We start from the raw sequence: 25848 nt of genomic DNA, 5'->3' as shown, positions 1-25848 counted from the left end.
GAAGAGGCAATGGCCTGCGGAGAATCAAGCGGCAGGGCGGTAGATCTTGCCGATCAACGCGCGGGCGATGGATCCAGGAGGCTTTCCCTCGATTTTCTCGGCAATGAGACCCAAGAGGACCGTGTTGGTGTTGGAGTAGTGGAACCCCTCGCCTGGCCCAAAATATGGGGGATGGGCGAACGCCAGGGCAAGGAGCTGTTCCGGCTCCCATACTCTCTGCGGTTCCTGGTCCATGGCAGAGTTGAGCTCCAGGGTCTCGGTGTAGTTGAACAGCCCACTGCGCATGGTCAGGAGTTGTTCCACGGTGATCCTGTCACCGCCGGGAACGTCGGGTCGATGCTTGGAAACGGGATCGTCCAGGGAAAGCTTGTTCTCCTGCACGAGTTGCAGGGTGACGGTGGTTGTCCAGGTCTTGGTGACAGATCCGACTCGGATATGATCGTCCGCCGACACAGGGCGTTCGCTACCCCGAACGCCCGTGCCCTAGGAAGCGCTGAGTTTTCCTTCCGGAGTGCGCAACAGCACCATGGCGCCTGGCACCAGGCGTCGAGGGTGCCTGCGTGGCCGGCGACGACGATCATGCCGATTGCGATGGAGGGCCGGAACTGCAGGAAACTGTGGCCGCCAGGATGGCAACAACTGCCGCTGTGGAAACTGCTCTGACACAACCCTGCAGGTTCGGCGTCATGGCTACTCCGGTTGAGCGATATTAAGCCATTGGAACCAGCCACGGTGCAGGACGAGCCACGCAATCAATCCGTAGCCGGCCTGTCCCGGTGTTCCCCCATTGGCTGCGAGGTCCGTCCTCCACTGCTCATGGTTGAGCAACGGGGAGAATGTGTCAACGTAGTGGTGGTTGCGCCGGGTGGTGACATCGGCAAAAGCCGTGTTGAGATCGGCCAGGCGCTTGTTGCGAGCGGGGTCCAGGGTGGGCGGGGGACCAACGACGAAGACTTCGACCCCACTGTGCGATGCACCATCAAGGATGTTGGCGAGGTTCAAGCGGCTGCGCGCCGTGGAAAGGCCGAACTCCAGGTCGCGGCCGGAGAGTCCTATCACGAGCCGGTTTTCGTGCGAGTCGCTGAAACGCCGGCCAGCTTCGTCCTGCCATCGGGAAGCCAAGCCCTCAGTGCCTTCCATGGGGCAGGGGAGTGAGAAGCTTTCCACCACGACGCTGTCCTGGGGTGTACGGGCCAGCACTCTTCCGAGCCAACCCAAGGCGCGGGGGTCACCCAGGCCAGCGAGCAATTCATCTCCTACAGCCGCGATACGCAGCTTCCTGTCTTCCACGGTTACCTCTTCACACTCGTTACGGTCCTTGCACGGCTTTTGGATCTGCGGCCGGCTTGATGAACCGGGTACCTGTCCCATTAAACAGAACTGCCCGGTCGGAGGTGCATTGACAGCACCTCCGACCGGGCAGTTTTTTGGCTACTTGCGTTCGAACGCCTGCTTGATCAAGGCATCCTGCTCAGCAGCGTGGCGCTTCATGGAGCCTGCGGCAGTAGATGCAGATGCCGGACGCGACACGAGGCGGAGCTTGCGATCCAGCTCCGGTGCCAGGTTCAGGCCCATGAACGGCCACGGACCCTGGTTGGCGGGCTCGTCCTGGGCCCAGACGATGTCCGCGTTCGGGTACTTGGCGAGCTCTGCATCAATCTCGGCCTTCGGCAGCGGGTACAGCTGCTCCACGCGGATGATCGCCGTCGAGGTGTCCCCGGACTTCTGTCGGTTGGACAGGAGGTCATAGTACAACCGGCCGGAAACCAGGATGACGCGGTCCACGTTGGCAGCCTGCACTTCGGGATCACTGATGACTGGCCTGAACCCGCCGGTGGTGAAGTCCTCGACGGCGGACGCGGCACCCTTGAGGCGGAGCAACTGCTTCGGTGTGAAGATGATCAACGGCTTGCGCGGACGGCTGTAAGCCTGGCGACGCAACAGGTGGAAGTGCGACGCTGCCGTGGTGGGGTTGGCGACGATCATGTTGTCCTCGGCACAGAGCTGCAGGAACCGCTCGATGCGTGCCGATGAGTGGTCAGGACCCTGGCCTTCGTAGCCGTGCGGCAGCATCAGGACGAGTGAGGAACGCTGGCCCCACTTCTGTTCTGCGGAGGAAATGAATTCGTCGATGATGGTCTGTGCACCGTTGACGAAGTCACCGAACTGGGCTTCCCACAGCACGAGGGCGTCGGGGCGCTCCACCGAGTATCCGTATTCAAAGCCCATGGCGGCGTATTCGGAGAGCAGGGAGTCGTAGATCCACAGCTTGGCCTGGTTGTCCGAGAGGTTGCCCAGAGGCAGCCACTCGTTGCCATTGGCGCGATCGTGGAACACTGCGTGACGCTGCACGAAGGTACCGCGGCGCGAGTCCTGGCCGGCCAGGCGGACGGGAACGCCTTCCATGATCAGCGAGCCGAAGGCCGCGATCTCGCCGAAGCCCCAGTCAATGCCGCCTTCACGGGACATTTGCTCGCGCTTTTCCAGAAGCTGCTTGAGCTTGGAGTGAACCGTGAAGCCCTCCGGGATCTCAAGGTGGGCCTTGCCGATCCGTGCCAGGGTCTCAGGGGAGATGGCTGTGGAAGCCGGCGAGTTGGTTCCAAAGTCCGCCTGCTGGGCAATCGGGCGCTCGATGTCCGAGACCGCAGCAGAATCAGCCGTGATGATCGGGATGGGGGAGGTCTGCGCAGCATGCGTCTCAGCGAAGACCCGCTCCAGGCGTTCCTGGTAGTCACGGAGCAATTGCTCTGCTTCTTCCTCGGTGATATCGCCACGACCGATCAGCGATTCTGTGTACAGCTTGCGCACCGAGCGCTTGGCTTCGATCAGGTTGTACATCAGGGGCTGCGTCATCGAGGGGTCGTCACCTTCGTTGTGACCACGGCGGCGGTAGCACACCATGTCGATGACGACGTCCTTGTGGAAGCGCTGGCGGAACTCGTACGCGAGCTGCGCAACGCGCACCACGGCCTCAGGGTCGTCGCCATTCACGTGGAACACGGGGGCCTGGATCATCTTGGCAACATCAGTGGAGTACGTCGATGAACGCGAAGAGGACGGTGCCGTGGTGAAGCCAACCTGGTTGTTCACGATCACGTGGATGGTGCCGCCGGTGCGGTAACCACGCAACTGGGAAAGGTTAAGTGTCTCGGCAACAACGCCCTGGCCAGCGAATGCTGCGTCACCGTGAACCATGATGGGCAGGACCGGGAAGGATTCGCCCTGGTCCAGGCGGTCCTGCTTGGCACGGACGATGCCTTCGAGTACGGAATCGACTGCTTCAAGGTGGGAGGGGTTGGCGGCGAGGTAGACCTTGGTCTGCTTGCCGTTATCCGAGGTGAACGTGCCTTCAGTGCCGAGGTGGTACTTGACATCTCCGGATCCCTGGACCGAGCGCGGGTCCTGGGTGCCTTCGAATTCACGGAACACCTGTGCGTAGGTCTTGCCTGCGATGTTGGTGAGCACGTTGAGGCGGCCACGGTGGGCCATACCGATGGCGACTTCGTCCAGGCCGTCGTCGGCGGCGTCCGAAATGACGGCGTCAAGCAGCGGAATAAGCGACTCGCCGCCTTCAAGGGAGAAGCGCTTCTGCCCGACGAACTTGGTCTGGAGGAAGGTTTCGAAAGCCTCGGCTGCGTTCAGCTTGGAAACGATGCGCAGCTGCTCTTCGCGGCTCGGCTTGGAATACGGGTGCTCCAACTGGTCCTGGAACCACTTACGCTCCGCCGGCTCCTGGATGTGCATGTATTCGATGCCCGTAGTGCGGCAGTAAGCATCCCGGAGAACACCCAGGATGTCGCGGAACTTCAGCTGCGGCTTGCCGCCGAAGCCACCGGTAGGCCATTCGCGGTCCAGGTCCCAGAGCGTGAGGCCGTAGGTCAGGACGTCCAGGTCAGGGTGCTTGCGCTGAACGTATTCCAGGGGATCCGTGTCCGCCATGAGGTGGCCACGCACACGGTAGGAGTGGATCAACTGCTGGATGCGGGCAACCTTGTTGATCTCGTCTGCAGGGTCAACCTGGAGATCAGGGCTCCAACGGACGGGCTCGTAGGGAATGCGGAGGGCTTCAAAGATTTCATCGTAGAAGTTCTGTGCGCCAAGCAGGAGCTGGTGGACGAGCTTAAGGAACTCGCCACTGCCTGCGCCCTGGATAACCCGGTGGTCGTAGGTAGAGGTCAGCGTGAGGATCTTGCTGATGGCGTTCTGGGCGATGATCTTCTCGCTGGCACCCTGGAACTCCGCCGGGTAATCAAGGGCACCGACGCCGATGATGGCTGCCTGGCCCTTGGACAGACGCGGTACGGAGTGAACCGTGCCAATGCCGCCGGGGTTGGTCAGGGAGACCGTGGTGCCGGCGTGGTCATCCGCAGTGAGCTTGCCGCTGCGGGCACGCTTGATGAGGTCCTCATAGGTGTGCCAGAACTCGGCGAAGTCCATGGTCTCCGCCTTCTTGATGTTGGGAACCATCAGGAGGCGGGTGCCATCGGGCTTGGGCATGTCAATAGCGATGCCGAAGTTGACGTGGGCAGGCTGGACGGCGCTCGGCTTGCCATCAATTTCGTCATAGTAGACGTTCATCGACGGGAACTGGGACAGCGCGCGAACTACTGCGTAGCCGATGAGGTGCGTGAAGGACACCTTGCCGCCGCGGGCACGTGCAAGGTTGGAGTTGATGACGACGCGGTTGTCGATCAGCAGCTTGGCGGGAACTGCCCGGACGCTCGTGGCGGTTGGCACTTCAAGGCTGGTCACCATGTTGGTAGCGATGGCCTTGGCCGGTCCGCGGAGGACGGAAACGACGTCTTCTTCCGGAGCAGTTGGCGCTTTGGTGCTCTTGGGCAGCTGGGCGGGAATCGGTTGTGCGGCGTTGCCGCCGACGGGCTTCTTTGCTCCGTCCTTGGCTACCGTGGCCGGGGCTTTCTTCGCCGGGGCCGCAACAGCAGCTTCACCGGCAGCAGCGGCAGGGGTGGTCGCAGGGGCAGCTTCGGGAGCGGCCGGCGCCGGTGCCGGTGCCGCTGCAGCCGGAGCTACCACGGGAAGTACTTGGGTGGGGGGATTGGCAGCGGCTGGGGCTGCGGAGGTTCCGTTGGAAGAAGTGCCGTCACCGGTGTCGAAGGATTCGAAGAGCGGCCACCACTTGGCGTCGACCGAATTCTTGTCCTGCTGGTACCGCTCGTACAGTTCGTCAACGAGCCACTCGTTTCCGCCAAATTCCTCTGGTAGACGGTGGCTGGGCTGCTCTGGCACTTGAAATACGCCTCTTCCATGAGTTTTGATTTCCCGCTGGCCAAGGTTGCTTTTCCGCAACGATGCACCAGGGTCCGGGTCCCGCGAACTCAGACCTTTGTCAGTCTAGTTAGGATCGTTGGTTAACTGCCAATACTGGTGACCTAAATCATGTTGAGGCCGACGTAATGCTCGGGCACTCCATTTTCTTCAAGCAGGAGACCACTGCGCGGGCCCGCGGCACCTGCCCTGTAGACTGAAACCCTTATGGACAGTAAATCTAGGTGCCGGCCTGGGAACTGTCGGGGGAGCCAATCAGGCAACTCCGCACAGCGCACCCCTCGAGCCGGCAACACCCGTTCACATGCCCATCACGCGCCGGCGTTCCAAGCCGGTGGTGCCACAGACCATGCGTCTGAGGCACCCGATCAGCCTCCGCCGGGGCGAATCTCCCCCGTCAGCGGAACTTCCAAACTGCAAGCGCCTGCCCTTGGAGGGATGCGCTAAGTGGAATGGGTTCTTCTCCTTGCCGGCTTTGCCCTGATTCTTGGCACCGGCTTCTTTGTAGCAGTTGAGTTTTCCTTGGTCGCCTTGGACCAGGCCAGCGTTCAGCGGGCAGTCGAGAACGGCGACCACGCCGCGGCTCCGCTCCTGAAATGCTTGAAGTCCCTGTCCACCCAGCTTTCCAGCTGCCAACTTGGCATTACGATGACCACGCTCCTGACAGGTTTCGTCATGGAGCCATCTGTGGGGCAGCTGCTTGTGGGTCCGCTGGGCCTGCTTGGCCTCACTCCGGAAGTCGCACACTCCATAGCCCTGGTTGTCGCGATGGCCTTCGCCACCCTGCTGTCGATGCTCCTGGGCGAGCTGGTGCCCAAGAACATGGCCATCGCCCTGGCATTCCCGCTGGGCAAGAGGCTGGCCCGTGCGCAGCTCATTTTTACCGCCGTCTTCAAGCCCGCGATCGTGGTGCTCAACGGGTTCTCCAACAGGGTGCTGAACCTTTTTGGACTGGAAGCGAAAGAGGAAATCTCGGGAGCGCGGACTCCGGCCGAGTTGGCTTCCCTCGTCCGGCGCTCTGCCGAGCTGGGCACGCTGGACGCCGGCACCGCAAACTTCGTAGCGAGAACCTTGAACTTTTCGGGGCGCACAGCAGCGGACGTCATGACGCCACGGATCCGGATGGAAACGATCGACGCGGACCAGCCCGTGGCTGACATCCTCGACGCCGCCCGGAGGACCGGATACTCCCGCTTCCCGGTCATCGGTGACTCGGCTGACGACATCCGCGGCGTGGTCCACGTCAAGAAGGCAGTGGCCGTGCCCGCGGACCGTCGGGCAAAGCTGCAGGCAGGTGCCATCATGACGGACGTACTTCGCGTTCCAGAGACCATCCATCTGGATGCGCTTCTGTCCGAACTGCGCGAAGGAAACCTGCAACTGGCTGTTGTACTCGATGAATATGGTGGCACTGCCGGTATCGCTACCCTGGAAGATCTTGTGGAAGAGATCGTTGGCGAGGTCTCGGACGAGCACGACAAAGTCCGTCCGGGCCTTCTGCAGAGCGCCTCCGGCGACTGGTACTTTCCTGGCCTGCTGAGGCCGGATGAAGTGTCCGAACAAATCCCCAACCTGACCGTTCCTGATGAGTCTGCCTACGAAACTGTTGGCGGTTACGTGATGAGCAAGCTTGGCCGCATTGCAAAGGTGGGTGACGTGGTGGACGCCGGCGGGGGCACGCTGACGGTGACACGGATGGACGGGCGGAGAATTGACCGGATCTGCTTCCACCACATTGCCGATGACGAGGCCACGCTTAAGGACACGCAGAATGACCGCCACGAAGCAGGTGCCGTATGAGTGACTGGGCAGGAATTGCCTGGCTCGTGGTCCTCTTGATCGGCAATGCCTTCTTCGTTGCTGCTGAATTCGCCGTCATGTCCGCGCGCCGTAGCCAGATCGAGCCTTTGGCGGAGGCTGGCTCAAAACGGGCCCAAACCACCTTGCGGGCCATGGAGAACGTGTCCCTGATGCTGGCCTGCGCACAACTGGGCATTACAGTCTGCTCGCTCCTGATTCTTCAGGTTGCAGAGCCGGCCATCCATCACCTTTTGGCGGAGCCGCTTGAGATGGTTGGCGTGCCGATGGAACTGGCGGATGTCATCGCCTTCGCGATTGCACTCCTGTTCGTCACGTTCCTGCACGTGACCTTCGGAGAGATGGTACCCAAGAACATCTCGGTCTCCGTGGCAGACAAGGCGGCCCTCCTGTTGGCGCCGCCGCTGATGTTTATTGGCCGTCTGGTCAAACCGGTGATCTGGACACTTAACCGGCTGGCAAACCACATCCTCCGATTGATGAAGATCGAGCCCAAGGACGAAGTGTCGTCCTCGTTCACCCTCGAGGAAGTCCAGTCGATTGTCCAGGAGTCCACGCGGCATGGCCTGGTGGACGACGACGCAGGTTTGCTCAGCGGTGCTTTGGAATTCTCTGAACACACGGCGTCGCACATCATGGTTCCGTTGGACAAGTTGGTGGTCCTCAGGACGGCGACGACTCCGATCGAGTTGGAAAAGGCTGTCAGCCGTACCGGCTTCTCGCGTTTCCCCATGGTGGACGACGACGGCGAACTCGCCGGATACCTGCACGTCAAGGACATCCTCTCCATACCGGAGGAGGGGCGCCGCCATCCTATTGCTGAGGGGCGGATCCGTTCCCTGGCGAACCTCTCCCCGGAGGACGAGATCGAACAGGCGATGTCTGTGATGCAGCGGACCGGGTCCCACTTGGCCCGCGTGGTTGATCCCGGAGGGGCGACGCAGGGCGTGTTGTTCCTTGAGGACGTGATCGAGCAACTGGTGGGCGAGATCCGCGACGCCACCCAGGCGACGGGAATCCGCCGCCTGGGCGGTCCGCAGACGCAGCAATAGCGACAATCATGGCTGGCGTCGGCCTTTGGGTGGTCGACGCCAGACATGCTAAATAGGAATCATTCCCATTTAGGGCTAAGCTGAACTCAACCAGTAGATGTTTTTGATTCTCATTTGAGTAGATGTGAGGTTCCCGTGCGCCGTTCCGTCGCCCGCATGTCATTGGCCGCTTCTGCCGGCCTTGCCGCCCTGTTGCTTTCTTCCTGTTCCGGAAGCGCCGGGGCAGGAGCGCCGTCCTCATCGTCGGGAGCCATTGAAGTGGTGACCTCCACGAACGTGTACGCGGATGTCGTCAAAGCTGTTGGCGGGGACAAAGTCAAAGTGAATGCGATTATCACCAAGACCAGCCAGGACCCGCATTCCTACGAAGCCAGTGCACAGGACAAGCTGGTTATTTCCAAGGCCAAGCTCGTGGTGGAAAACGGCGGAGGCTATGACGAGTTCCTCCACAAGATTGCCGACGAGACCAAGGTCGGCCACGAAAACATGATCAGCGCCGTTGAGGTCTCGGGGCTGGCTCCCGAAGAGGAAAGCCATAGCGACGCTGCGTCCTCCGAAGAAGGGCACAACCATGACCACGGCGGGTTCAACGAGCACGTCTGGTACAGCCTGGACACGATGGCCAAATTCGCCGATGCGGTTGCCAGCAAGCTCGGTAGCCTGGATGCTGCGTCGGCCTCGACTTTTTCAGCCAATGCCGCCACGTTCAAGGCGAAGCTGACAGAGATCAACGGGAAGCTCGGTGCCCTCAAGGAAGCCAACGACCACGCTCCTGTGGCGATCACCGAGCCCGTTCCCTTGTACCTGCTGGCAGCAGCTGGACTGGAGAACAAGACTCCGGAGGCCTACAGCGCTGCCATTGAAGAGGGGATCGACGTTCCGGCATCTGTCCTGAAGGAAACAACTGACATGGTCAGCGCCGGAGGTGTCCGGCTGCTGGCTTACAACGAACAGACGGAAGGGCCGCAGACTGAGTCCGTCAAGCGGGCCGCGGAGGCTGCGGGCGTGCCGGTGGTGAACTTTACGGAAACATTGCCGGACGGAAAGGACTACGTGCAGTGGATGACAGGCAACGTGGATTCCATCGCGGCTGCACTCAAGAAGTAGATTTCCTGGCCTTCCATTGCGGTGCCGGCCCCGTGCGCGTCCTAAGATATTCAGGATGGCTGCGGGGCCCCCGTCTCTCACCAGCACAGGATCCTGCACCAGCACAGGCGCCAACCTAGAGGCGCCAACAACAGTTGCGTTCGCCAGCAATTCATGAATCGAGGACGACTTTTGACACCCGTAGTGAGCCTCCGCGGAGCGAGCCTTCAGTTCGGCAAGAGGACACTCTGGCGTGATCTTGACCTCGACATCAATCCGGGGGAGTTCTTTGCCGTCCTCGGGCCCAACGGCAGTGGTAAGACCAGCTTCCTGAAAGTTCTGCTGGGCCTTCAGGAACTGAAGTCGGGAACGGTTTCCTTGGGCGGGCACCCGGTTGAACGGGGAAGCAAACGGATCGGTTACATCCCCCAGCAAAAGTCCTTCGCGCCCGATACGCCTTTGCGCGCACGTGACCTGGTTGGGCTGGGCATCGACGGGCACCGTTGGGGTATGCGGCTGTCCTCGGGCAAGGTAAACCAGCGCATCGATGAACTGCTGGAGCTGGTGGGAGCCTCGGACTATGCGAAGGTGCCTGTCGGGCAGTTGTCCGGCGGAGAGCAGCAGCGGCTTCGGGTGGCGCAGGCATTGGCCACGGAACCACAGGTGCTCCTTTGTGATGAACCGCTGCTGTCCTTGGATCTGCATCATCAGCAGGGCGTCAGTTCGCTCATTAACGAGCAATGCCATGCGCGCAACAGTGCCGTTGTCTTCGTAACCCACGAAATCAATCCCGTAATCGACTACGTTGATCGCGTCCTGTACTTGGCTGGCGGCCATTTCCGCGTCGGGACGCCACAGGAAGTCATGACCACTGAAGTTTTGTCGGAGCTTTACAACAGCCATGTGGAGGTCATCCACGCCAACGGGAGAATCGTCGTCGTCGGGCTTCCTGACGCGACCACGCACTTCCACGACGACGCGCACGCCACCGCTGGGCAGGAGTTCTAAATGGACCTGGATGGAATCCTGCAGACCATCTTCAACTTTGAGAACTATGGCGAATTGCTGGTACTTGTCCAGAACTCCATCTGGGCCGGGGCTGTCCTGGGACTTCTTGGCGGGCTTGTTGGCACGTTCGTGATGAAGCGGGACCTGGCCTTCGCCGTCCATGGCATCTCTGAACTGTCCTTCGCGGGTGCGGCTTTTGCCCTGCTGATCGGGGCCGACATCATTTTCGGCTCGCTGATTGGCTCAGTGGCTGCGGCGGTGCTGCTGGGATTCATGGGTGTGAGGGCCCGTGACAAGAACTCGATCATCGGCGTGATCATGCCGTTCGGGCTTGGCTTGGGCATCTTGTTCCTTGCCCTGTATGAGGGCCGTGCCGCAAATAAATTCGGCTTGCTCACAGGCCAGATCGTTTCCGTGGACACTGTCCAGCTTCAGGCCCTCGCCGGCACGGCCGTTCTGGTGATGATTGCCCTTGCCGCAATCTGGCGCCCGCTCAGTTTCGCAAGCGTGGATCCTGAAATGGCTGAAGCCCGCGGTGTGCCTGTTCGTGGCCTGGCGATCGGCTTTATGGTGCTGCTTGGAGTCAGCGTGGCCTTATCCATCCAGATTGTCGGCGCACTGTTGGTCTTGGCACTGCTCATTACGCCAGCCGCGGCCGCACTGCGGGTTACTACCTCACCACGCCTTGTGGTGCTGTTGAGTGTGGTGTTCGCGACCGTCGCCACGGTGGGTGGCATTCTGCTTGCCCTTGGCAGCCGGATACCCATTAGCCCCTACGTCACCACGTTGTCATTCCTTATCTACGTGGCGTGCCGCGTGATCGGGCGGGTGCGGGCAGACCGTGGCCTCAATGGCCGCGTCTCAAGGGACCAGCCTGCGGGCGCTCTCTAAAGCCTGCCGGCGGCCTTCTTGGCTGTGCATTCGGGGCACAGTCCAAAGATCTCGACAGTGTGCGCGACCTCAGTGAAACCATGCTCAGCGGCTGTGCGCGCCGCCCAGGTTTCGACGGCGGGGGCCTCCACTTCCACAGCTTTGCCGCAGTTCCGGCACAGCAAGTGGTGGTGGTGTCCCGTCACTGTGCAGCGGCGGTAGACGGCTTCGCCCTCACCGTTGCGGAGGACATCAATGAGTCCATCGTCTGCAAGGGACTGCAGGATGCGGTAGGCCGTAGCAAGGGATACAGAGATGCCCTTGTTCTGCAGCAGTCGGTACAGTTCCTGGGTGCTGACGAAGTCGTCCAATTCATCCAGGGCGGCACTGACGGCCAGGCGCTGCTTGGTAACGCGCTGCTCCCTGACGCCGGTGGCCGCAGGCGAAGCTGGGCCTGTCGTGGCGGAATTGGTGCCCTGTGGCATTGAAAGACTCACTTCCCTGGGAACGCTGGCAAACCCCAATTTTACCAGCAGGGGAGGCTTGGAAACTGTCGGCGGCCGCCCCTAGGCTGTGACCATGAAGCTCACCAAGTTCACGCATGCCTGTGTCCGCCTGGAGAAGGACCGGCGGGTCCTGGTCATCGATCCCGGCACCTTCTCCGAGTCCGAGGAAGCCTTGGCAGGCGCACATGCAGTACTTGTAACCCACGAGCACAACGACCATATTGATCGCCCGGCCGTGCTGGCCGCCCTACGCAGCAACTCTTCGCTTGAGGTTTATGCGCCCGCGGGCGTTGCGAAATCCCTCACCGAGGCAGCACAGACCGACGCAACTGGATCCGACGCTTTGGTCAGGCGCATCCACGTGGTTGAACCGGGATCCGGTTTCGAGGCAGCGGGGTTCCAGGTGCGGACCTTCGGTGGCCAGCATGCCGTTATCCATGCGCAGATTCCCGTGGTGTCCAACATCGGTTACCTGGTGGATGGGAATGTCTTCCACCCGGGTGATTCATTCGTGGTCCCGGACGGAATCAATGTCCAGACTCTCCTGGTGCCCATTCATGCGCCATGGTCCAAAGTGGGGGAAGTGGTGGACTTTGTCATCTCCGTGCGCGCACCCCGGGCGTTCCCCGTCCATGACGGTCTGCTTAACGAGCTGGGCAGGGGAATTGTGGAGGGCCACGTCACCCGGATCGGCGCCCGTTACGGAACCACTTACACGCGACTCGCGCCCCGCGAATCCATAGAGGTCTAATCCGTCCAAATACCGGTTTCGTGGAAGCGGTCCAGCGCAGCTTCGTACGGTGAAGGGTTCAGTCCTTTGCTGGCCAGCCACGCGGCGTCGTTATAGCTGCCGGTATAGCGCTCGCCGCCGTCGCACATGAGCGAGACAATGCTTCCCTTCCGCCCCTGGGAAACCATCCGGGCCACGAGTTGCCAGACGCCCCAAAGGTTGGTGCCCGTGGAGGGCCCTGCGTGCAAGCCCGTGAACTTGCGCAGGTGCCGCATTGCTGCCACGGAAGCTGCATCCGGGACCTGGATCATGTGGTCGATTACGGCCGGGACGAAGCTCGGCTCGGCGCGCGGACGGCCGATACCTTCAATGCGGGATGGCAAACCGGTGGCCGCGGCAGCGTCACCGTCCCGCCATGCCGGGTAGAAGGCAGAGTTCTCCGGGTCCACCACTGCAAGGCAGGTGCTATGCCTGTTGTACCGCAGGTAGCGGCCGATGGTCGCGCTCGTGCCGCCCGTTCCTGCGCCCACTACGATCCACTCGGGTACCGGATGCTCTTCGCGGGAGAGCTGCTGGAAGATTGATTCAGCGATGTTGTTGTTGCCCCTCCAGTCCGTGGCGCGCTCGGCGAAGGTGAATTGGTCCATGTAATAGCCGCCGGACGTTTTCGCCGTCTCCTCCGCCACCGCGTATACCTCCGAGGCGTGGTCCACAAGGAGGCACGCGCCACCAAATTCCTCGATGAGGGCGATCTTTTCCGGGCTGGTGGTCTTGGTCATCACAGCGATGAACGGCAGGCCAATGAGACGGGCGAAGTACGCTTCCGAGACTGCAGTGCTGCCGCTGGAGGCTTCCACGATCGTGGTGCCCTCCGTGATCCAGCCATTAACCAGGCCGTAGAGGAACAGCGAACGGGCCAAGCGGTGTTTGAGGCTGCCGGATCGGTGCGTCGACTCATCCTTCAGGTAGAGATGGACGCCCCAATTCTCGGGCAGGGGGACTGCGTAGAGGTGCGTATCTGCCGAACGGTTGTTCTCAGCTTCGATCTTGCGAATGGCCTCGTTGGCCCAAACCCTGTCCTGGATGCACGAATTGCTCACCGGACAAGCGTACCGGCGCGGTAGGGAACACAAGACTAGGCTGGAAGACTGGCAAGGGTGGGAGAGCGCCCACGCACTCAGACCTGAAGGAGAGCAGATGACCATTCTGATGGACGCGTCCGAAGTACACCGGCGGCTCGCGGCGGGCGTGCGGACCATACTCCTGGACGTTCGATGGGTCCTGGGGAGAACGGATGGACGTAGCCGGTACTTGGAAGGCCATCTGCCAGGTGCGGTTTTTGTGGACCTGCCCAGCGAACTCGCGGACCACGCGCAGCCCGCCTTGGGCCGCCATCCCCTTCCGTCCGTGGACAGCTTCCAGGTTGCCGCGCGACGATGGGGGATCAACGACGGCGACACCGTAGTCGCGTACGACGACAGTGGCAGCATGGCCGCGGCCCGAGCCTGGTGGATGCTGAGGAACGCAGGCGTGGAAAACGTCTACCTGCTCGACGGCGGCCTGGCCGCTTGGCGCGCGGAAGGTCACCCGACGGAGGCAGGCGAGGTGACTCCCGACGTCGGGAATGTCACCCTGGGCGGCGGCAACATGCCGACGATCACCGAGGAGGAAGCTGCGCACTGGCATGAACAAGGCGTACTGCTGGATGCACGGGCCGAGGAACGGTACCGGGGCGAAATCGAACCGATCGATCCCCGTGCCGGACATATTCCGGGCGCTGTGAGCGCACCGACCACCGGAAACGTCACCGCGGAAGGCACGTTCCTGCCAGCGGAGGAATTGCGCAGGCGCTTCGCTGAATTGGGAGTTGACGCCTCCGCCAACGTCGCTGTGTATTGCGGTTCCGGCGTAACGGCCTCGCATCAGGTCGCCGCCCTGGAACTTGCCGGATATTCAGCGGCGCTCTTCCCGGGTTCGTTTTCGCAATGGTCAAACAATGCGGACAATCCCGTAGCCGTTGGCAGTGAACCGTTCGAGGCTGAACGCGAGGCGAAGGATGGGGATACCCCAATCGCCCGCCGCCCAAGTGGCACAAGCGCCGGTGCCGGGAGTAGCGTCGGATCATGACGCCTGGACGCCCCGTGCCCCCGCCCCTAGCGAAGCCAATCCCCGTGCAATCATCGGAACTGGCAGGATCCACGCTCGCGGCAGCGTTTGGTGCCACCTCCCCGGACAGCGGACTGGTACCGCTGACCGTGGCGCGAAGGGCGCCGAAGGAAGACGATGTGGAGATCGCGATCGAGTTTTGCGGTCTTTGCCACTCGGATGTTCATGCGACACGTGGTGAATGGCGTTTGCCACCCTATCCGCTGGTCCCGGGCCACGAGATCGTTGGCCGGGTTACCCGAGTCGGCGCCGCAGTGCAGGGTTTCGTTCCTGGTGACCGTGTCGGCGTTGGCTGCCTGGTGGATTCCTGCCGCGAATGCGAGAGCTGCCTGGAAGGACTGGAGCAGTACTGCGAGCGGGGCAATGTTGGCACGTACGGAGTTCCGGACCCGCGCAATGGCGGCGCAATCACGCAGGGCGGATATTCGACGTCGGTGGTGGTTGACCGGCGCTTCGTGCTGCGCATCCCTGAAGCCCTGGACGCCGCGGCCGCCGCTCCGCTGTTGTGCGCCGGAATCACCACTTATTCGCCGTTGAGGTATTTCGACGTCGAAGCGGGAGATTCGGTGGGAGTGGTGGGGCTTGGCGGCTTGGGCCACATGGCCGTCAAGATCGCCAAGGCCATGGGCGCGGAGGTAACTGTGTTTACCACTTCTGAAGCGAAGTTCGGCGCCGCACGGGAATTGGGAGCGGACCACGTGGTGTTCTCGAAGGACCCCGAGGCCATGGCGGGTGCCAACCGCAGCATCGATGTCATGATTGACACCGTCGCCGCGCCACACGACCTCAACCCCTACTTCCGCACGCTGCGGCTTGATGGAGCACTTTTCCAGCTTGGACTGCCGGGTGAAGACATGCCGCCCGTCAGCCCGGGGCTCCTGATACGCCGTCGATTGGCCTATACAGGTTCGCTGATTGGCGGGATCGGGGAAACCCAGGAGATGCTCGACTTCTGCGCCGCGCATGGAGTTGCCAGCGACATTGAGATCGTAGGCGCCGAACAGCTCAATGAAGCGTACGACCGCATGGTGGCCGGGGACGTAAAGTACCGTTTCGTGCTGGACACCGCAACACTTCAGGAACCGTCAGAAAGGGCAGATGCATGAGCACGCTGTTCACCAAGATCATCAATGGGGAAATCCCAGGCCGCTTCGTCTGGAAGGACGAGGACGTTGTGGCTTTCCTGACCATCGCCCCGATCACGCCGGGCCACACGCTGGTGGTGCCTCGTGAGGAAGTGGATTCCTGGACGCACGCCAGCCCGGAGCTGTTGGCCAAGGTTATGGACGTTGCCCAGAGCATCGGCAAGGTCCAGGAAGAGCTCTTCAGTGCCAAGCGCGTGGGCGTCCTGATGGAAGGCTTCGAGGTTGAGCACTTGCACGTGCACATCTGGCCCGCCTATTCAATGGCGGACTTTGAGGTGCACAACGTGGACCATAACCCGGATCCTGCGGTCATGGATGCCACGGCCGTGAAGCTCCGCGCTGCCTTGCGGGCTGCCGGCCACGAAAGCTTCGTGCCCGAGGACTGAGCGTTCCAGACAAGTTAACCCGGCGGTGCTGAATCAGCACCGCCGGGTTGCTTTTAAGTCGGACCTAAGCAGGCGGCCGGACCTAGGCAGGCGCCAAGGCCTGGTTGAGGACCGTTCGGATTCGCTTCTCGGAGACCGAGTAGGCCGTACCCAATTCGACGGCGAAGAGGCTGACACGCAGTTCCTCGATCATCCAGCGCACCCGGGTTAACTCCGCCCCTGCCCGGCGTCCAGCGTGCAACGCTGACACAGCGTCGTCGTAGTCATCCTCCAGCGCCTGAACGATTGCCATATTCAGTCCATCGCGTTGCACGTTGCCCGGGAGCTTCTCCAGCCGCTTCTCGATCGCTTGCAGGTACCGCGGGAGCTGGCTCAGCTGCGCGTAGCCCGTCTGTGCCACAAAGCCCGGAAAGACCAACTGTTCCAGTTGGCTCTTCATGTCATTCAGGGCGCTGATGAGGGGCAGGCTGGCACTGGACTTCAGCTGCTTCTGGATCCTGCGCGTGCTCGCCAGGATGCGTTCGACGACGGCTGTCACCGTAAATACCGTATCTATCAGCTCAGCGCGGACTACTTCATACAACGCATCAAAGGCTTCTTTATCCCAAGGAAGTGCCTCTGGCGTCAGTTTGTCGATGGCGGCGAGGGCGCAGTCTGCGATCAGGGCACTGACGGAGCCGTGTGGGTTTTGGCTGAACGTCAGCTTCTCCGTATTGCTCAGATGCTCCAGCACGTATCGGTCCGGGGCGGGGATTCGCAGTGCCAGGAGCCGGATCACCCCACCACGCATGGCAGCTTCCTGCTCTTGCCGGGTTTGGAAGACGCGGAGGGCTACAGATGTACCCTCATCCACGATCGCCGGGAAGCCGGTGACGGCGTGTCCCTTGACCGTTCGGGTGACTTGGCGCTCCACGGTCCCGAAATCCCACTCGGTGATCCCAGTGCGTTCGGCAACAACTCCAGGAGCAGGGGAGGCGTCGGGGTGCACGCCATGATGTGCATCAGGGCTCAACCTGGCGCCGGCCGCCGAACTTGACCCGCCTTCTGAACTGGCCCCGGCCGCTTTTCCGTTTGACGCGCCCGGCCTTCCGGTTCCTTTGCCACCCTTGCCCGGGGCCGTCGTCGCTGGTGTCGCGCCGAGCGACTCTGCGATTGCCCGACGAGTCGCCGGGGCCAGCTTTTCCTGCAGTTGTGGCAGGTCCTTGCCTTCATCGAGGACCTTGCCCTTGCTGTCCACCACCTTGAAGCTCACCCGAAGGTGGGGAGGCACTGCCTCCCAATTCCATGATCCCGGTGGGATGACGTGCCCGCGAAGTCGGCGAAGAACCAGCTCCAAGGATGGCTCGAGCTCGTCCGTGGCGGGGTCGAAGTCCTTTTCCAAGGCTGCGGTAGCCTGGCGGGCAACGTCAGGTGCAGGCACAAAGTTCTTCCGGACCTGCTTCGGGAGGGATTTGATGAGCGCCGTGACCAGCTCCACGCGTTGTCCCGGAATCTGCCACCGGAATGGTGCATCGTCCAATTGGTTCAGGAATAACACCGGAACCTCTGCGGTGACGCCGTCGGAGGGATTCGGAGCAGACCCGGGAGCTACCGGATGGAACTCATAGCTCAGGGGGAGTTCGAAGCCCTTGTGCAGCCACGTCTTGGGGTAGGCGGAATCATCCAGGGCCTCGGCGTCCTCGCTCATCAACAGCGATTGGTCGAAGTCCAGCAGCGCAGGATCCGCTTGGCGGGCCTCCTTCCACCATTTGTCGAAATGCCTTTCAGACACGACGTCCTTGCCCACCCGGGCGTCATAGAACTCGAAGAGCGTCTGGTCATCCACCAGAATGTCCCGCCGGCGCATTCTGGTCTCAAGCTCCTCAATCTCCTGCAGGAGCGCGCGATTGCGGTGGAAGAACTTGTGGTGGGTCTTCCACTCGCCCTCCACCAGCGCGTGGCGGATGAAGAGTTCACGGGACAATTCCGGATCGATGCGGCCGTAGTTGACCCGCCGGTTTGGGATGATTGGCACGCCGTACAGCGTGACTTTCTCGTGGGCCATCACAGAGCCCTGCCGTGCGGACCAATGGGGCTCGCTGTAGGAGCGCTTCACGAGGTCCGGGGCTACCTGCTCCACCCACAAAGGATCGAACCTGGCAGCTACCCGTGCCCACAAGCGGCTCGTTTCCACCAGCTCGGCGGCCATGACGAATGCAGGAGATTTCTTGAACAGGGCAGAGCCGGGGAAGATCGCGAAGCGGCTGCCGCGGGCGCCCGCGTATTCCCGCTTGCGCTCATCAAGGAGGCCGATGTGGCTCAGCAGGCCTGACAGCAGGCTGATGTGGATCCCCTCGTGGTTGCCTACGGGGTCAGCTTCACGCTTATTGTCCAGCGTGATGCCCAGGGGCTTGGCGAGTTGGCGAAGCTGGGTGAAAAGGTCCTGCCACTCACGGACGCGAAGATAGTTGATGAACTCGTTACGGCACAGTCGCCGGAACTGTGTGGAGGACAACTCGCGTTGCTTCTCCTGGACGTAGTTCCACAGGTTGAGGAAGCCGGTGAAGTCCGAGTTCTCGTCCCGGAACCGCGCGTGTTTCTCCGAGGCGAGCTGCTGCTTGTCGGTCGGCCTTTCGCGTGGATCCTGGATGGTAAGGGCTGCCGCCAGGATCATGACTTCGCGGACACACCCGCGCTTTCCGGCTTCGACAATCATGCGGCCGAGCCGGGGGTCCACCGGCAGTTGGGCAAGCTTCTGCCCGACGGCGGTCAGGCCACTGCCGCCCGGACGGTTACCGCGGGGATCTTTGGACGCAGGCGTGCCCGTTGTCGCCGGGCTGAGGGCGCCCAGTTCGCGCAGTAGGGTGACGCCGTCGTTAATGGCGCGGGAATCAGGCGGTTCCACGAACGGGAAGTTCTCAACGTCTTTGGGACCGCGGGCAACACCCATGGCCGTCATCTGGAGAATAACGGCGGCAAGGTTGGTCCGCAGGATCTCCGGGTCCGTGAACTGCGGGCGGGACTCAAAGTCCTCTTCGGAGTAGAGGCGGATGGCAATACCCTCGGACACGCGGCCACAACGCCCGGACCGCTGGTTCGCCGAGGCTTGGGACACGCGTTCGATCGGTAGCCGTTGGACCTTGGTCCGGTGCGAGTACCGCGAGATGCGGGCCGTGCCGGTATCGATCACGTATTTGATGCCGGGGACAGTCAGCGAGGTTTCCGCGACGTTCGTGGCGAGGATGATGCGCCGCTTTCCACCGGGATTGAAGACCCGATGCTGCTCCTGCAGGCTCAACCTGGCAAAGAGAGGCAGGACTTCAGTGCCGGCGAGGCGTCGGTTGGTCTGTATGCGGCCATTGATGGCCTCGGCGGCGTCGCGGATTTCGCGCTCGCCGGAGAAGAAAACGAGGATGTCGCCAGGTGCTTCCTTGGCCAGCTCATCCACGGCGTCACAGACTGCATCCAGTGGGTCCCGGTCCTCTTCCAGTTCGTCGTCGGAGCTGTCCTCGTCCGCGCCGGCAGGCTGTGACAAGGGCCGATACCGAATCTCTACCGGGTAGGTGCGGCCGGAAACCTCGATGATGGGCGCGGGGGATTCCTCCGTGCCGAAGTGCTTTGCGAAGCGTTCAGGATCGATGGTGGCCGAGGTGATGATAATTTTCAGGTCGGGCCGCTGGGGCAGGATCCGCTTGAGATATCCCAGGATGAAGTCGATGTTGAGGCTGCGCTCGTGGGCCTCGTCAATGATGATGGCGCTGTACCTTCGCAGGAGCTTGTCCCGTTGGATCTCGGCAAGGAGGATGCCATCGGTCATGAGCTTGATTTTGGTTGATGCGCTGACCTCCCCAGTGAAACGGACCTGGAAGCCGACTTCCTGGCCAATCTCGACGTCCAGCTCCGACGCTATGCGCTCTGCAACGGTCCGGGCCGCCAGTCGGCGTGGCTGCGTGTGGCCGACCAGGCCTTTATCGCCCAAGCCGAGTTCCAAGCACATCTTGGGGATCTGGGTGGTTTTGCCCGAGCCGGTTTCGCCGGCAATGATGGTCACCTGGTTTGCGGCGATCGCCGCCATCAGATCCTCGCGGCGCTCGGATACCGGCAGCTCAGCGGGGTAGGAAATATGAAGTGTCATGGCTGCTGCCAGTCTACTGTGGCTTCTCGCCAACGTCCGCTGTCCCCGTCACATGTCAGGCAGGCCCGGCAGTCCTTCAACAGCAGCGCTGGAAGCGGGGCGCATAGGGACGCCCGTCGTTCAGGAAATCCTGATGAATTCCGTGAAGGACGGGCGTCGGTGGGATGGGCCGTTGCTGAGTGCTTCCAGTGCGCTGCCGGTGGCGGCTAGTAGATACGTGGATTCCAATACGGCGTGCTGGGAGCATCAAAGGCGCTCCAAGGCTCCTTGGAGTTGACGGGCGGGTTGTGGCCGCGGCCGTCCTTCAAGAGGGCGCCCAAGGTGGCGGCGACAGCAGTGACTAGGACGATGAAGAGGATGATTCCGAAGATTTCCATGCCTCCATCCTTCTCCGGGGGACATCCAGGAAACAGTGGCAGAAATGCCCCATTTAGACAATTTTCTGCCACACTGGAGATATGTTGAAGTCAGTAGCCGTGATAGTTGTCCCCAACTTCTCGATCTTCGAGTTCGGTACGGCCTTTGAGGTCTTCGGAATCGATAGATCTGACCGTGGCGCAGGCGTACCTGCTTTCGACTTCAGGGTGTGCGCGCCGGAACCGGGGGACATTCGAATGAAGTCCGGGCTCTCGTTGCACGTCGACCTTGGACTGGAGGCTGCTGCTGATGCTGACCTCGTCATCATGGCGCCCTTCGGGAGGGACCAGGAGGTCCCCGAATCTGTCATGGATGCACTCCGGGCGGCTCACGCCCGCGGCGCGTGGGTGATGTCCATCTGCTCCGGCGCTTACGCGTTGGCCCGGGCCGGCCTGCTTGATGGCCGGCGATGCACCACCCATTGGCACTACTCGCAGGATCTGGCGAGCCGCTACCCGGCAGTGGTAGTGGATGAGAATGTCCTCTATGTACAGGATGGAACCATCATTACCAGCGCAGGAACTGCCGCCGGAATTGATGCCTGCCTCCATCTTGTCCGTGTAGAGCTGGGAGCCAACGTAGCTGCCGCGATCGCGCGCGACATGGTAGTCCCGCCACATCGCGACGGCGGCCAAGCCCAGTTCATAGACCGGCCAATGCCGCGCTGTGGGTCAGCGCCCATGGAGGAACTCCTGCGGTGGATGGTTGAACACCTCGACGAAGAACACAGTGTCAACGAGTTAGCTGGCCGGTTGCACATGTCGCCCAGAACATTCGCACGCCGCTTCAGGGCGGAAACAGGGACTACACCTGCGGCTTGGTTGAACTCCCAGCGTGTGCTCCGGGCGCAGGAACTGTTGGAGTCCACGGAGCTCAATATCGATGAGATTGCCCGCGAAGCAGGGTTCGGGCATTCCGTTCTGCTGCGCCACCACTTCACCAAGGTGCTGGATACGAGTCCGCAGAGTTACCGGAGGGCCTTCCGTGGGCAATTGGCCGAGGCGATCTAGCGGCGGACCCCCAGGCGGCCGCGGGATTCGGAGCCTTCAGCCTTGGCGCATTCCACCAGCTCCTGCCAGGGTCCTGTGACGGCGCGCTCGGGCAACGTCGCCCGCCGTTGGCCTGCCCTGATGGAGTACATGAAGCGATCCGGTTCGTTCGCCGTCCTGGCGTGGTTCTTTGCCTCGTCCCAGGGGCATGCCTCAACGATCGGCAGCCAGCGCTCTTTTTCATCGTCAGAAACTGCCTCCACGCTCCAGACGCGTGTCATTGCGGCTATGCCCCCACTGCGTTGGACCGTGATTTTCATGACCGGCTGCTTCTCGTTCGACGTGTTGGCCTAGCCAACGACGGCGGGACGGCCCGTGGCCGGACGGTCCCGCCGGCTGGTCTAAACCTTGACCTTCACAGTCTCCCACGCCTTAAGGACGGCGTCATGCTCTACGGAACCAACTCCAAAAAGTTCTTCAGCTGTAGCCGCAGTGGTCTTGGCGAACTTGCCAAAGGTGCAAGCTGGCGGAAGTGACCCTCCAGTGAGCGTCCCGTACCAGATCTGCCCCGGCACACCCCAAGCGTTGCCGCCCAACTCGGAGGCAACAAGGTAGAACGCCCTGTTGGGGATGCCCGAATTGATGTGCACTCCGCCATTGTCCGCACTGGTCCGAACGTACGTGTCCATGGAGTCAGGTTGCGGGTCCTTACCCAGAAGGTCGTCATCGTAGGCGGTACCCGGGGCCTTCATCGAGCGCAAGGCCACACCTTGGACCTTGTCGGTAAAAAGGCCCTCGCCGATCAGCCAGCTTGCTTGCTCGGTGCTTTCCTGCTTCAGGTACTGCTCCACGAGCACCCCGAAGACGTCCGACATGGACTCGTTCAGGGCTCCGGCCTGGTTACGGTAATTGAGCCCAGCAGTAAATTGAGTGACGCCGTGGGCCAGCTCGTGGCCGATTACGCTGACGGACTTGGTGAAGCGCTGGAAAATCTCACCATCGCCATCCCCAAAGACCATCTGGTTCCCATCCCAAAAGGCATTGTCGTACAGATTGCCGTAGTGAACGGTCGCGTCCAGTGCCAGGCCGGCACCATCGATGGAATCCCGGCCGAAGATCTCTGCATAGAGTCGGTGCGTGCTGCCCAGGCCGTCATAGGCCTCGTCGGCAGCGGCGTCCCCAGTAGGGGCAGTGCCTTCCTTACGGACCACCCTGCCGGGCAGGTTTTCGGAGGTATCGGCGTCGTAGATGGTGCGCTTGGGTGGGCCCGGCTTGGCCGCCAGGGCGCTTGGTGACACCGCGGGGGCCGGGGACGCGCGGACCGCCTGAAGATCCTTAATATGCAGGAGCGACTCCTTCGCGGCACGGGCAACAGCCCATAACCGTGGTTCGCTCTGGGCAGCAATCCTTCGCAGCATGTAAGGCGGAATGATCGAACACTTCACGGTAACCCCTCTTGGCTCTTGGCGACTGGCAGTTGTGATCAGCCTAGGAGTGGGGGATGACAATTTTGGGGTGTGCGCCCGGCAAGCCCCGAACTGATAGTGGCAACCCGGGTTGCGGAAGATGGCCAGCCCCGGGTTATGCAGTTGCGGGAGGGGGTCATGGGACAACGTGTATGGATGGAATGCAAAAAATACCCCGCCAGTTGGACTGGCGGGGTATCCGTATGTGCCCTCGATAGGATTCGAACCTACGGCCTTCTGCTCCGGAGGCAGACGCTCTATCCCCTGAGCTACGAGGGCATCCGGGGTTCCCTCCGTTGCCGGTGGGACGTCCTAGAGCTTAGCAGCCACTGAGCCCTAAAAGAAAACGCGGCGCGGGTCCAAGCACAATGCACTCTTGAGCGCCGTGCACCACAAGGCGGGGCGGGTAGCGCCAGGCCGGTACCCTGCGGGTCAGTACCCTGCGAACGAGTCAACATGTACCCGCCGCGCGCCTGCGCCGCGTGCTGCGGCACGCAGGGAGTCCACGCTCGCCGGGGAACCAGAGACGTATACCTCGCGGTCTGCGATGTCCGGTACCAGTTCCTTGAGGCGCTGCGCGTCGATCCTGGAGGTTCCGGCGTCGTGCATGAAATCCGGGGGAGTGGAGCCGTCCGCGAGCCGGGCGATGACCTTCACCCCGGATTCCTCCAATTGCTCACAGGCGGCGAGTTCGCTGCGCCCTGCGGCAAGGTACAGGACCACGGTGTCCCGGGTGGCGGCGTCGGACGCAAGGTGGGAAAGAAACGGCGTGATTCCGATACCAGCAGCTATCAGCAGGACCGGCTTGGCGGCGTCGCGCGGGAGCACGAAGTCTCCGCCCACCGCAGTGGCGGAAATCGTGTCACCAGGCTTCAACGCCAACAGGGTCTTCTTGGCAGTGGACAATGGCTCGGCAGTTCCAACGCCGAAAGTTACTTCCGGAGCGCCGGGGGCGCTGGTGATGCTAAAGACGCGGCGGCGGCCCTTCCCGTCGGATCCTGAATGCGGCAGGTTCAGCTCCATGAATTGACCGGCTGTGAAGCGGACAGGGCGCTTTGGCTCGAACCGGAACTCCCTGGTACCCGGCGTGAGGGCACGGGATCCTTTGAACGCCAGCTCCACGCGGCCTCGCTGGCCGAGGAAGAAAGCGATGAGGTTGCCCACCAAGAGCGCGAGCTCAGGGGAATTGGCCACGAAGCCGAGGTTGTACGGAACCGCAAAGACAACGCCTACGACGCCGGCAAGCGCCAGTTGCTGCCAGCGGCGGGGAGGGAGTGTGAGCGGCTCGGTAAGCATGAAACCCACGAAGAAGAGCAGGGGGCGCTGGGCCAACGGCTGCCACAGGGCCTGGCCGAACGTCATGCCGCGGCCCAACAATTCCACACAGACGATACTTGTGGCCATCAGGAGGAAAACTGTGGCCATGAGTATTTTTCGGGTGCGGTAAAGGACCGCAAGCACCCCTGGAACAAGGAGCCACAACATGGCGGGCGTTGCTGCCCACCACGTGGCTATGTTCAGTCCAGTCAGGCCCGTGATGAAAGCGCCCGCGGCAGCCGGGTTGAAAACGTGGCGCCCACGGAAAGCCAATGCGTACTTGGAAGCGCTGGCCAGGACGCAAGCCAGCGCAACACCCACCATGTCGGTGGGGACGAACGTGGGCCAGAACAGGAAATACAGGAGCAAACCGGTAATGAGTGAAGACTCCGAATGCGGTGTGGTCCTGAAAACGACGGCAAGCAGACGGTTTGACGCATAGGTCACGCCCAGGCACAGGCAAAGGTGAACCAGCATCTGTGGCAGGCCAAACGTCAGCCACCCCAGGACGTTCAAAAGCAGGCTGTAGCCCGCCAGCACACCGAGCACCCACAAAATCAAGCGGTACATCGTGAACCGGCCCAACCAGGTGTCCAATCCCGACTTCATGGCATTCATGTGAACAGTCTCCCCTCAAAGCCAGCCGAAAATGTGGCTGTACCATCCGAAAACACCCGCAGCCACGAAAAGTCGAACTCAGCCTCAAGGAGGGCGGGCTCCACCATGAAGAGAGCCGTGGCCAGCGCATCGGCCACCATCGCGCTCGCAGCCATGGTCCAGGTGGCGACTGTGGTTTGAATGGGTTGCCCGGTGATTCCATCCAGTACGTGGTGCAGTCCGTCGCCCCAGGTCCGGCGGTTGGAAGCAGAAGCGCAGAGGGCGGAATTATCCAACTCCACAGTGCCGATTGCCTGCTTCGGGTTGTACGGATGTTCCAAGGCCACAGTCACGGGCAGGCTTCCCGCATGCAGCAAGTCACCGCTGCCATCCACAAGGAAGTCCAGATGGCCGGCGGAACGGAGGACTTCACCGATCAGGTCCACCAGCTGTCCTTTTCCTGCGGCGCCAACGTCCAGTACCAAAGGAACCTTGGCCGATACCGTGGCCCCCGACCATTCAAGGACGTCTTCCCACTTGGCCGCACCCTCCGGGCTGCCTGAAGGAATCAAGGTGTAGCTGGAGTCATAACCAAGGCGGTTCAAGCTACTGCCGATCAGGGGTGTCATGGACCCATTACTGAGCCGGTACAGCGTTTCGTAGACGTCGTGGAGGGCCACAGCGTGCCCGGGCAGGGAAATCCGCCCTGGCCCGCGCTGCAGTTTGGACACCAGGGAATCGGACCTGAACCGCGAATAGGTTTGGTCGTAATCAGCCACGGTTGCAAGCACTTGGCGCTGAACATCCGGCGCCAGAATCGCCGACGTGGAAATCTCCCAGTGCGTACCGATCCCTTCGAAGCTGAAGATGCTCCAGCCCGGGTGCGGCATGGCTG

21 protein-coding genes and 1 tRNA gene are annotated in these 25848 nt (G+C 61.9%); 10 read left to right on the top strand and 12 right to left on the bottom strand.

The genetic code is table 11. The features are described from left to right. Positions 1–24: 24 nt before the first annotated feature. The 3 genes from ACZ5G6_RS15815 to ACZ5G6_RS15805 all read right to left on the bottom strand — a co-directional run bounded on the left by ACZ5G6_RS15815 (position 25) and on the right by ACZ5G6_RS15805 (position 5247). On the bottom strand, positions 25–453 hold the full coding sequence (locus ACZ5G6_RS15815) for a serine hydrolase domain-containing protein (RefSeq protein ID WP_498686468.1): 429 nt from the start codon (positions 451–453) through the stop codon (positions 25–27). Positions 454–690: 237 nt separating this feature from the next. Then, a complete protein-coding gene (locus ACZ5G6_RS15810; protein ID WP_223933530.1) occupies positions 691–1290 on the bottom strand; it encodes a GDSL-type esterase/lipase family protein in 600 nt (199 codons plus the stop codon). 141 nt (positions 1291–1431) lie between these two features. Next, entirely contained in the window at positions 1432–5247 is a 3816-nt protein-coding gene (locus tag ACZ5G6_RS15805) for a multifunctional oxoglutarate decarboxylase/oxoglutarate dehydrogenase thiamine pyrophosphate-binding subunit/dihydrolipoyllysine-residue succinyltransferase subunit (RefSeq protein WP_498686466.1), read from the bottom strand. 486 nt (positions 5248–5733) lie between these two features. On the opposite strand from ACZ5G6_RS15805, the gene ACZ5G6_RS15800 reads away from it, so the two are divergent. From ACZ5G6_RS15800 to ACZ5G6_RS15780, 5 genes are all read left to right on the top strand, one after another. Beyond that, entirely contained in the window at positions 5734–7086 is a 1353-nt protein-coding gene (locus ACZ5G6_RS15800; RefSeq protein ID WP_223933526.1) for a hemolysin family protein, read from the top strand. Beyond that, positions 7083–8156, top strand: coding sequence for a hemolysin family protein (locus ACZ5G6_RS15795; RefSeq protein ID WP_498686465.1), 1074 nt, complete (start codon positions 7083–7085; stop codon positions 8154–8156). The genes ACZ5G6_RS15800 and ACZ5G6_RS15795 overlap by 4 nt, the downstream gene beginning before the upstream one ends. 135 nt (positions 8157–8291) lie before the next feature. Next, positions 8292–9263 carry a metal ABC transporter solute-binding protein, Zn/Mn family gene (locus ACZ5G6_RS15790; RefSeq protein WP_498686463.1) on the top strand — a complete coding sequence of 324 codons (972 nt, stop codon included), beginning with the start codon at positions 8292–8294 and terminating at the stop codon, positions 9261–9263. Positions 9264–9416: 153 nt separating this feature from the next. Beyond that, positions 9417–10250: a metal ABC transporter ATP-binding protein gene (locus ACZ5G6_RS15785; RefSeq protein WP_498686460.1), complete on the top strand. Its 834-nt coding sequence runs from the start codon at positions 9417–9419 to the stop codon at positions 10248–10250. Then, on the top strand, positions 10251–11141 hold the full coding sequence (locus tag ACZ5G6_RS15780; RefSeq protein WP_223933519.1) for a metal ABC transporter permease: 891 nt from the start codon (positions 10251–10253) through the stop codon (positions 11139–11141). On the opposite strand, the gene ACZ5G6_RS15775 is transcribed toward ACZ5G6_RS15780, so the two are convergent. After that, positions 11138–11605: a Fur family transcriptional regulator gene (locus ACZ5G6_RS15775; protein ID WP_223933517.1), complete on the bottom strand. Its 468-nt coding sequence runs from the start codon at positions 11603–11605 to the stop codon at positions 11138–11140. The two genes, ACZ5G6_RS15780 and ACZ5G6_RS15775, sit on opposite strands and share 4 nt — an antisense overlap. A gap of 94 nt (positions 11606–11699) precedes the next feature. Here ACZ5G6_RS15775 and ACZ5G6_RS15770 point away from each other — a divergent pair, with 94 nt between their 5' ends. Further along, positions 11700–12377 carry an MBL fold metallo-hydrolase gene (locus ACZ5G6_RS15770; protein WP_498686457.1) on the top strand — a complete coding sequence of 226 codons (678 nt, stop codon included), beginning with the start codon at positions 11700–11702 and terminating at the stop codon, positions 12375–12377. Here the strand turns inward: ACZ5G6_RS15770 and ACZ5G6_RS15765 are convergent. Further along, a complete protein-coding gene (locus ACZ5G6_RS15765; protein ID WP_498686455.1) occupies positions 12374–13456 on the bottom strand; it encodes a PLP-dependent cysteine synthase family protein in 1083 nt (360 codons plus the stop codon). The two genes, ACZ5G6_RS15770 and ACZ5G6_RS15765, sit on opposite strands and share 4 nt — an antisense overlap. A 97-nt stretch (positions 13457–13553) precedes the next feature. Here ACZ5G6_RS15765 and ACZ5G6_RS15760 point away from each other — a divergent pair, with 97 nt between their 5' ends. Genes ACZ5G6_RS15760 through ACZ5G6_RS15750 form a run of 3 tightly spaced genes read left to right on the top strand, consistent with a single transcriptional unit; the run spans position 13554 to position 16053 of the window. Beyond that, on the top strand, positions 13554–14483 hold the full coding sequence (locus ACZ5G6_RS15760) for a sulfurtransferase (protein WP_498686454.1): 930 nt from the start codon (positions 13554–13556) through the stop codon (positions 14481–14483). Next, the gene (locus ACZ5G6_RS15755; protein ID WP_223933510.1) at positions 14480–15628 is read left to right on the top strand and encodes an NAD(P)-dependent alcohol dehydrogenase; all 1149 of its coding nucleotides are present in this window, start codon (positions 14480–14482) and stop codon (positions 15626–15628) included. The genes ACZ5G6_RS15760 and ACZ5G6_RS15755 overlap by 4 nt, the downstream gene beginning before the upstream one ends. Continuing rightward, positions 15625–16053 (top strand): HIT family protein, encoded by a 429-nt coding sequence (locus tag ACZ5G6_RS15750; protein ID WP_223933508.1) that lies wholly within the window; start codon positions 15625–15627, stop codon positions 16051–16053. The genes ACZ5G6_RS15755 and ACZ5G6_RS15750 overlap by 4 nt, the downstream gene beginning before the upstream one ends. Before the next feature lie 82 nt (positions 16054–16135). Here the strand turns inward: ACZ5G6_RS15750 and hrpA are convergent, their stop codons facing one another. Further along, on the bottom strand, positions 16136–20167 hold the full coding sequence (gene hrpA / locus ACZ5G6_RS15745) for an ATP-dependent RNA helicase HrpA (protein ID WP_498686452.1): 4032 nt from the start codon (positions 20165–20167) through the stop codon (positions 16136–16138). Between the two features lie 206 nt (positions 20168–20373). Further along, positions 20374–20544 carry a hypothetical protein gene (locus ACZ5G6_RS15740; RefSeq protein WP_223933505.1) on the bottom strand — a complete coding sequence of 57 codons (171 nt, stop codon included), beginning with the start codon at positions 20542–20544 and terminating at the stop codon, positions 20374–20376. Positions 20545–20625: 81 nt separating this feature from the next. On the opposite strand from ACZ5G6_RS15740, the gene ACZ5G6_RS15735 reads away from it, so the two are divergent. Continuing rightward, complete coding sequence (locus ACZ5G6_RS15735; protein WP_223933503.1) at positions 20626–21594, top strand: GlxA family transcriptional regulator; 969 nt, start codon at positions 20626–20628, stop codon at positions 21592–21594. Here the strand turns inward: ACZ5G6_RS15735 and ACZ5G6_RS15730 are convergent. The 5 genes from ACZ5G6_RS15730 to ACZ5G6_RS15710 form a co-directional block, all read right to left on the bottom strand. Further along, positions 21591–21893: a protealysin inhibitor emfourin gene (locus ACZ5G6_RS15730; protein WP_223933501.1), complete on the bottom strand. Its 303-nt coding sequence runs from the start codon at positions 21891–21893 to the stop codon at positions 21591–21593. The genes ACZ5G6_RS15735 and ACZ5G6_RS15730 overlap by 4 nt on opposite strands. Positions 21894–21974: 81 nt before the next feature. Beyond that, positions 21975–23018 carry a M4 family metallopeptidase gene (locus ACZ5G6_RS15725; RefSeq protein WP_498686448.1) on the bottom strand — a complete coding sequence of 348 codons (1044 nt, stop codon included), beginning with the start codon at positions 23016–23018 and terminating at the stop codon, positions 21975–21977. 227 nt (positions 23019–23245) lie between these two features. After that, a tRNA-Arg gene (locus ACZ5G6_RS15720) sits at positions 23246–23318 on the bottom strand. A gap of 153 nt (positions 23319–23471) precedes the next feature. After that, a complete protein-coding gene (locus ACZ5G6_RS15715) occupies positions 23472–24974 on the bottom strand; it encodes an FAD-dependent oxidoreductase (protein WP_223933498.1) in 1503 nt (500 codons plus the stop codon). Then, a complete protein-coding gene (locus ACZ5G6_RS15710; RefSeq protein WP_223933496.1) occupies positions 24971–25843 on the bottom strand; it encodes an FAD:protein FMN transferase in 873 nt (290 codons plus the stop codon). Before ACZ5G6_RS15710 ends, ACZ5G6_RS15715 begins: the two co-directional genes overlap by 4 nt. Positions 25844–25848: the final 5 nt, after the last annotated feature.

This window comes from Arthrobacter sp. TmtSoilC51 (genome assembly GCF_055388015.1).
Note: the sequence above shows the minus strand (reverse complement) of the source record. Positions and strands in the feature narration are given on the sequence as shown.

What these genes read in the sequence shown, in the direction of transcription:
- ACZ5G6_RS15735 (WP_223933503.1), top strand. Translation starts at nt 20,626, where the DNA reads ATGTTGAAGTCAGTAGCCGTGATAGTTGTCCCCAACTTCTCGATCTTC.
- ACZ5G6_RS15755 (WP_223933510.1), top strand. Translation starts at nt 14,480, where the DNA reads ATGACGCCTGGACGCCCCGTGCCCCCGCCCCTAGCGAAGCCAATCCCC.
- hrpA (WP_498686452.1), bottom strand. Translation starts at nt 20,167, where the DNA reads ATGACACTTCATATTTCCTACCCCGCTGAGCTGCCGGTATCCGAGCGC.
- ACZ5G6_RS15730 (WP_223933501.1), bottom strand. Translation starts at nt 21,893, where the DNA reads ATGAAAATCACGGTCCAACGCAGTGGGGGCATAGCCGCAATGACACGC.
- ACZ5G6_RS15785 (WP_498686460.1), top strand. Translation starts at nt 9,417, where the DNA reads ATGAATCGAGGACGACTTTTGACACCCGTAGTGAGCCTCCGCGGAGCG.
- ACZ5G6_RS15715 (WP_223933498.1), bottom strand. Translation starts at nt 24,974, where the DNA reads ATGAATGCCATGAAGTCGGGATTGGACACCTGGTTGGGCCGGTTCACG.
- ACZ5G6_RS15770 (WP_498686457.1), top strand. Translation starts at nt 11,700, where the DNA reads ATGAAGCTCACCAAGTTCACGCATGCCTGTGTCCGCCTGGAGAAGGAC.
- ACZ5G6_RS15740 (WP_223933505.1), bottom strand. Translation starts at nt 20,544, where the DNA reads ATGGAAATCTTCGGAATCATCCTCTTCATCGTCCTAGTCACTGCTGTC.
- ACZ5G6_RS15760 (WP_498686454.1), top strand. Translation starts at nt 13,554, where the DNA reads ATGACCATTCTGATGGACGCGTCCGAAGTACACCGGCGGCTCGCGGCG.
- ACZ5G6_RS15795 (WP_498686465.1), top strand. Translation starts at nt 7,083, where the DNA reads ATGAGTGACTGGGCAGGAATTGCCTGGCTCGTGGTCCTCTTGATCGGC.
- ACZ5G6_RS15780 (WP_223933519.1), top strand. Translation starts at nt 10,251, where the DNA reads ATGGACCTGGATGGAATCCTGCAGACCATCTTCAACTTTGAGAACTAT.
- ACZ5G6_RS15775 (WP_223933517.1), bottom strand. Translation starts at nt 11,605, where the DNA reads ATGCCACAGGGCACCAATTCCGCCACGACAGGCCCAGCTTCGCCTGCG.
- ACZ5G6_RS15750 (WP_223933508.1), top strand. Translation starts at nt 15,625, where the DNA reads ATGAGCACGCTGTTCACCAAGATCATCAATGGGGAAATCCCAGGCCGC.
- ACZ5G6_RS15710 (WP_223933496.1), bottom strand. Translation starts at nt 25,843, where the DNA reads ATGCCGCACCCGGGCTGGAGCATCTTCAGCTTCGAAGGGATCGGTACG.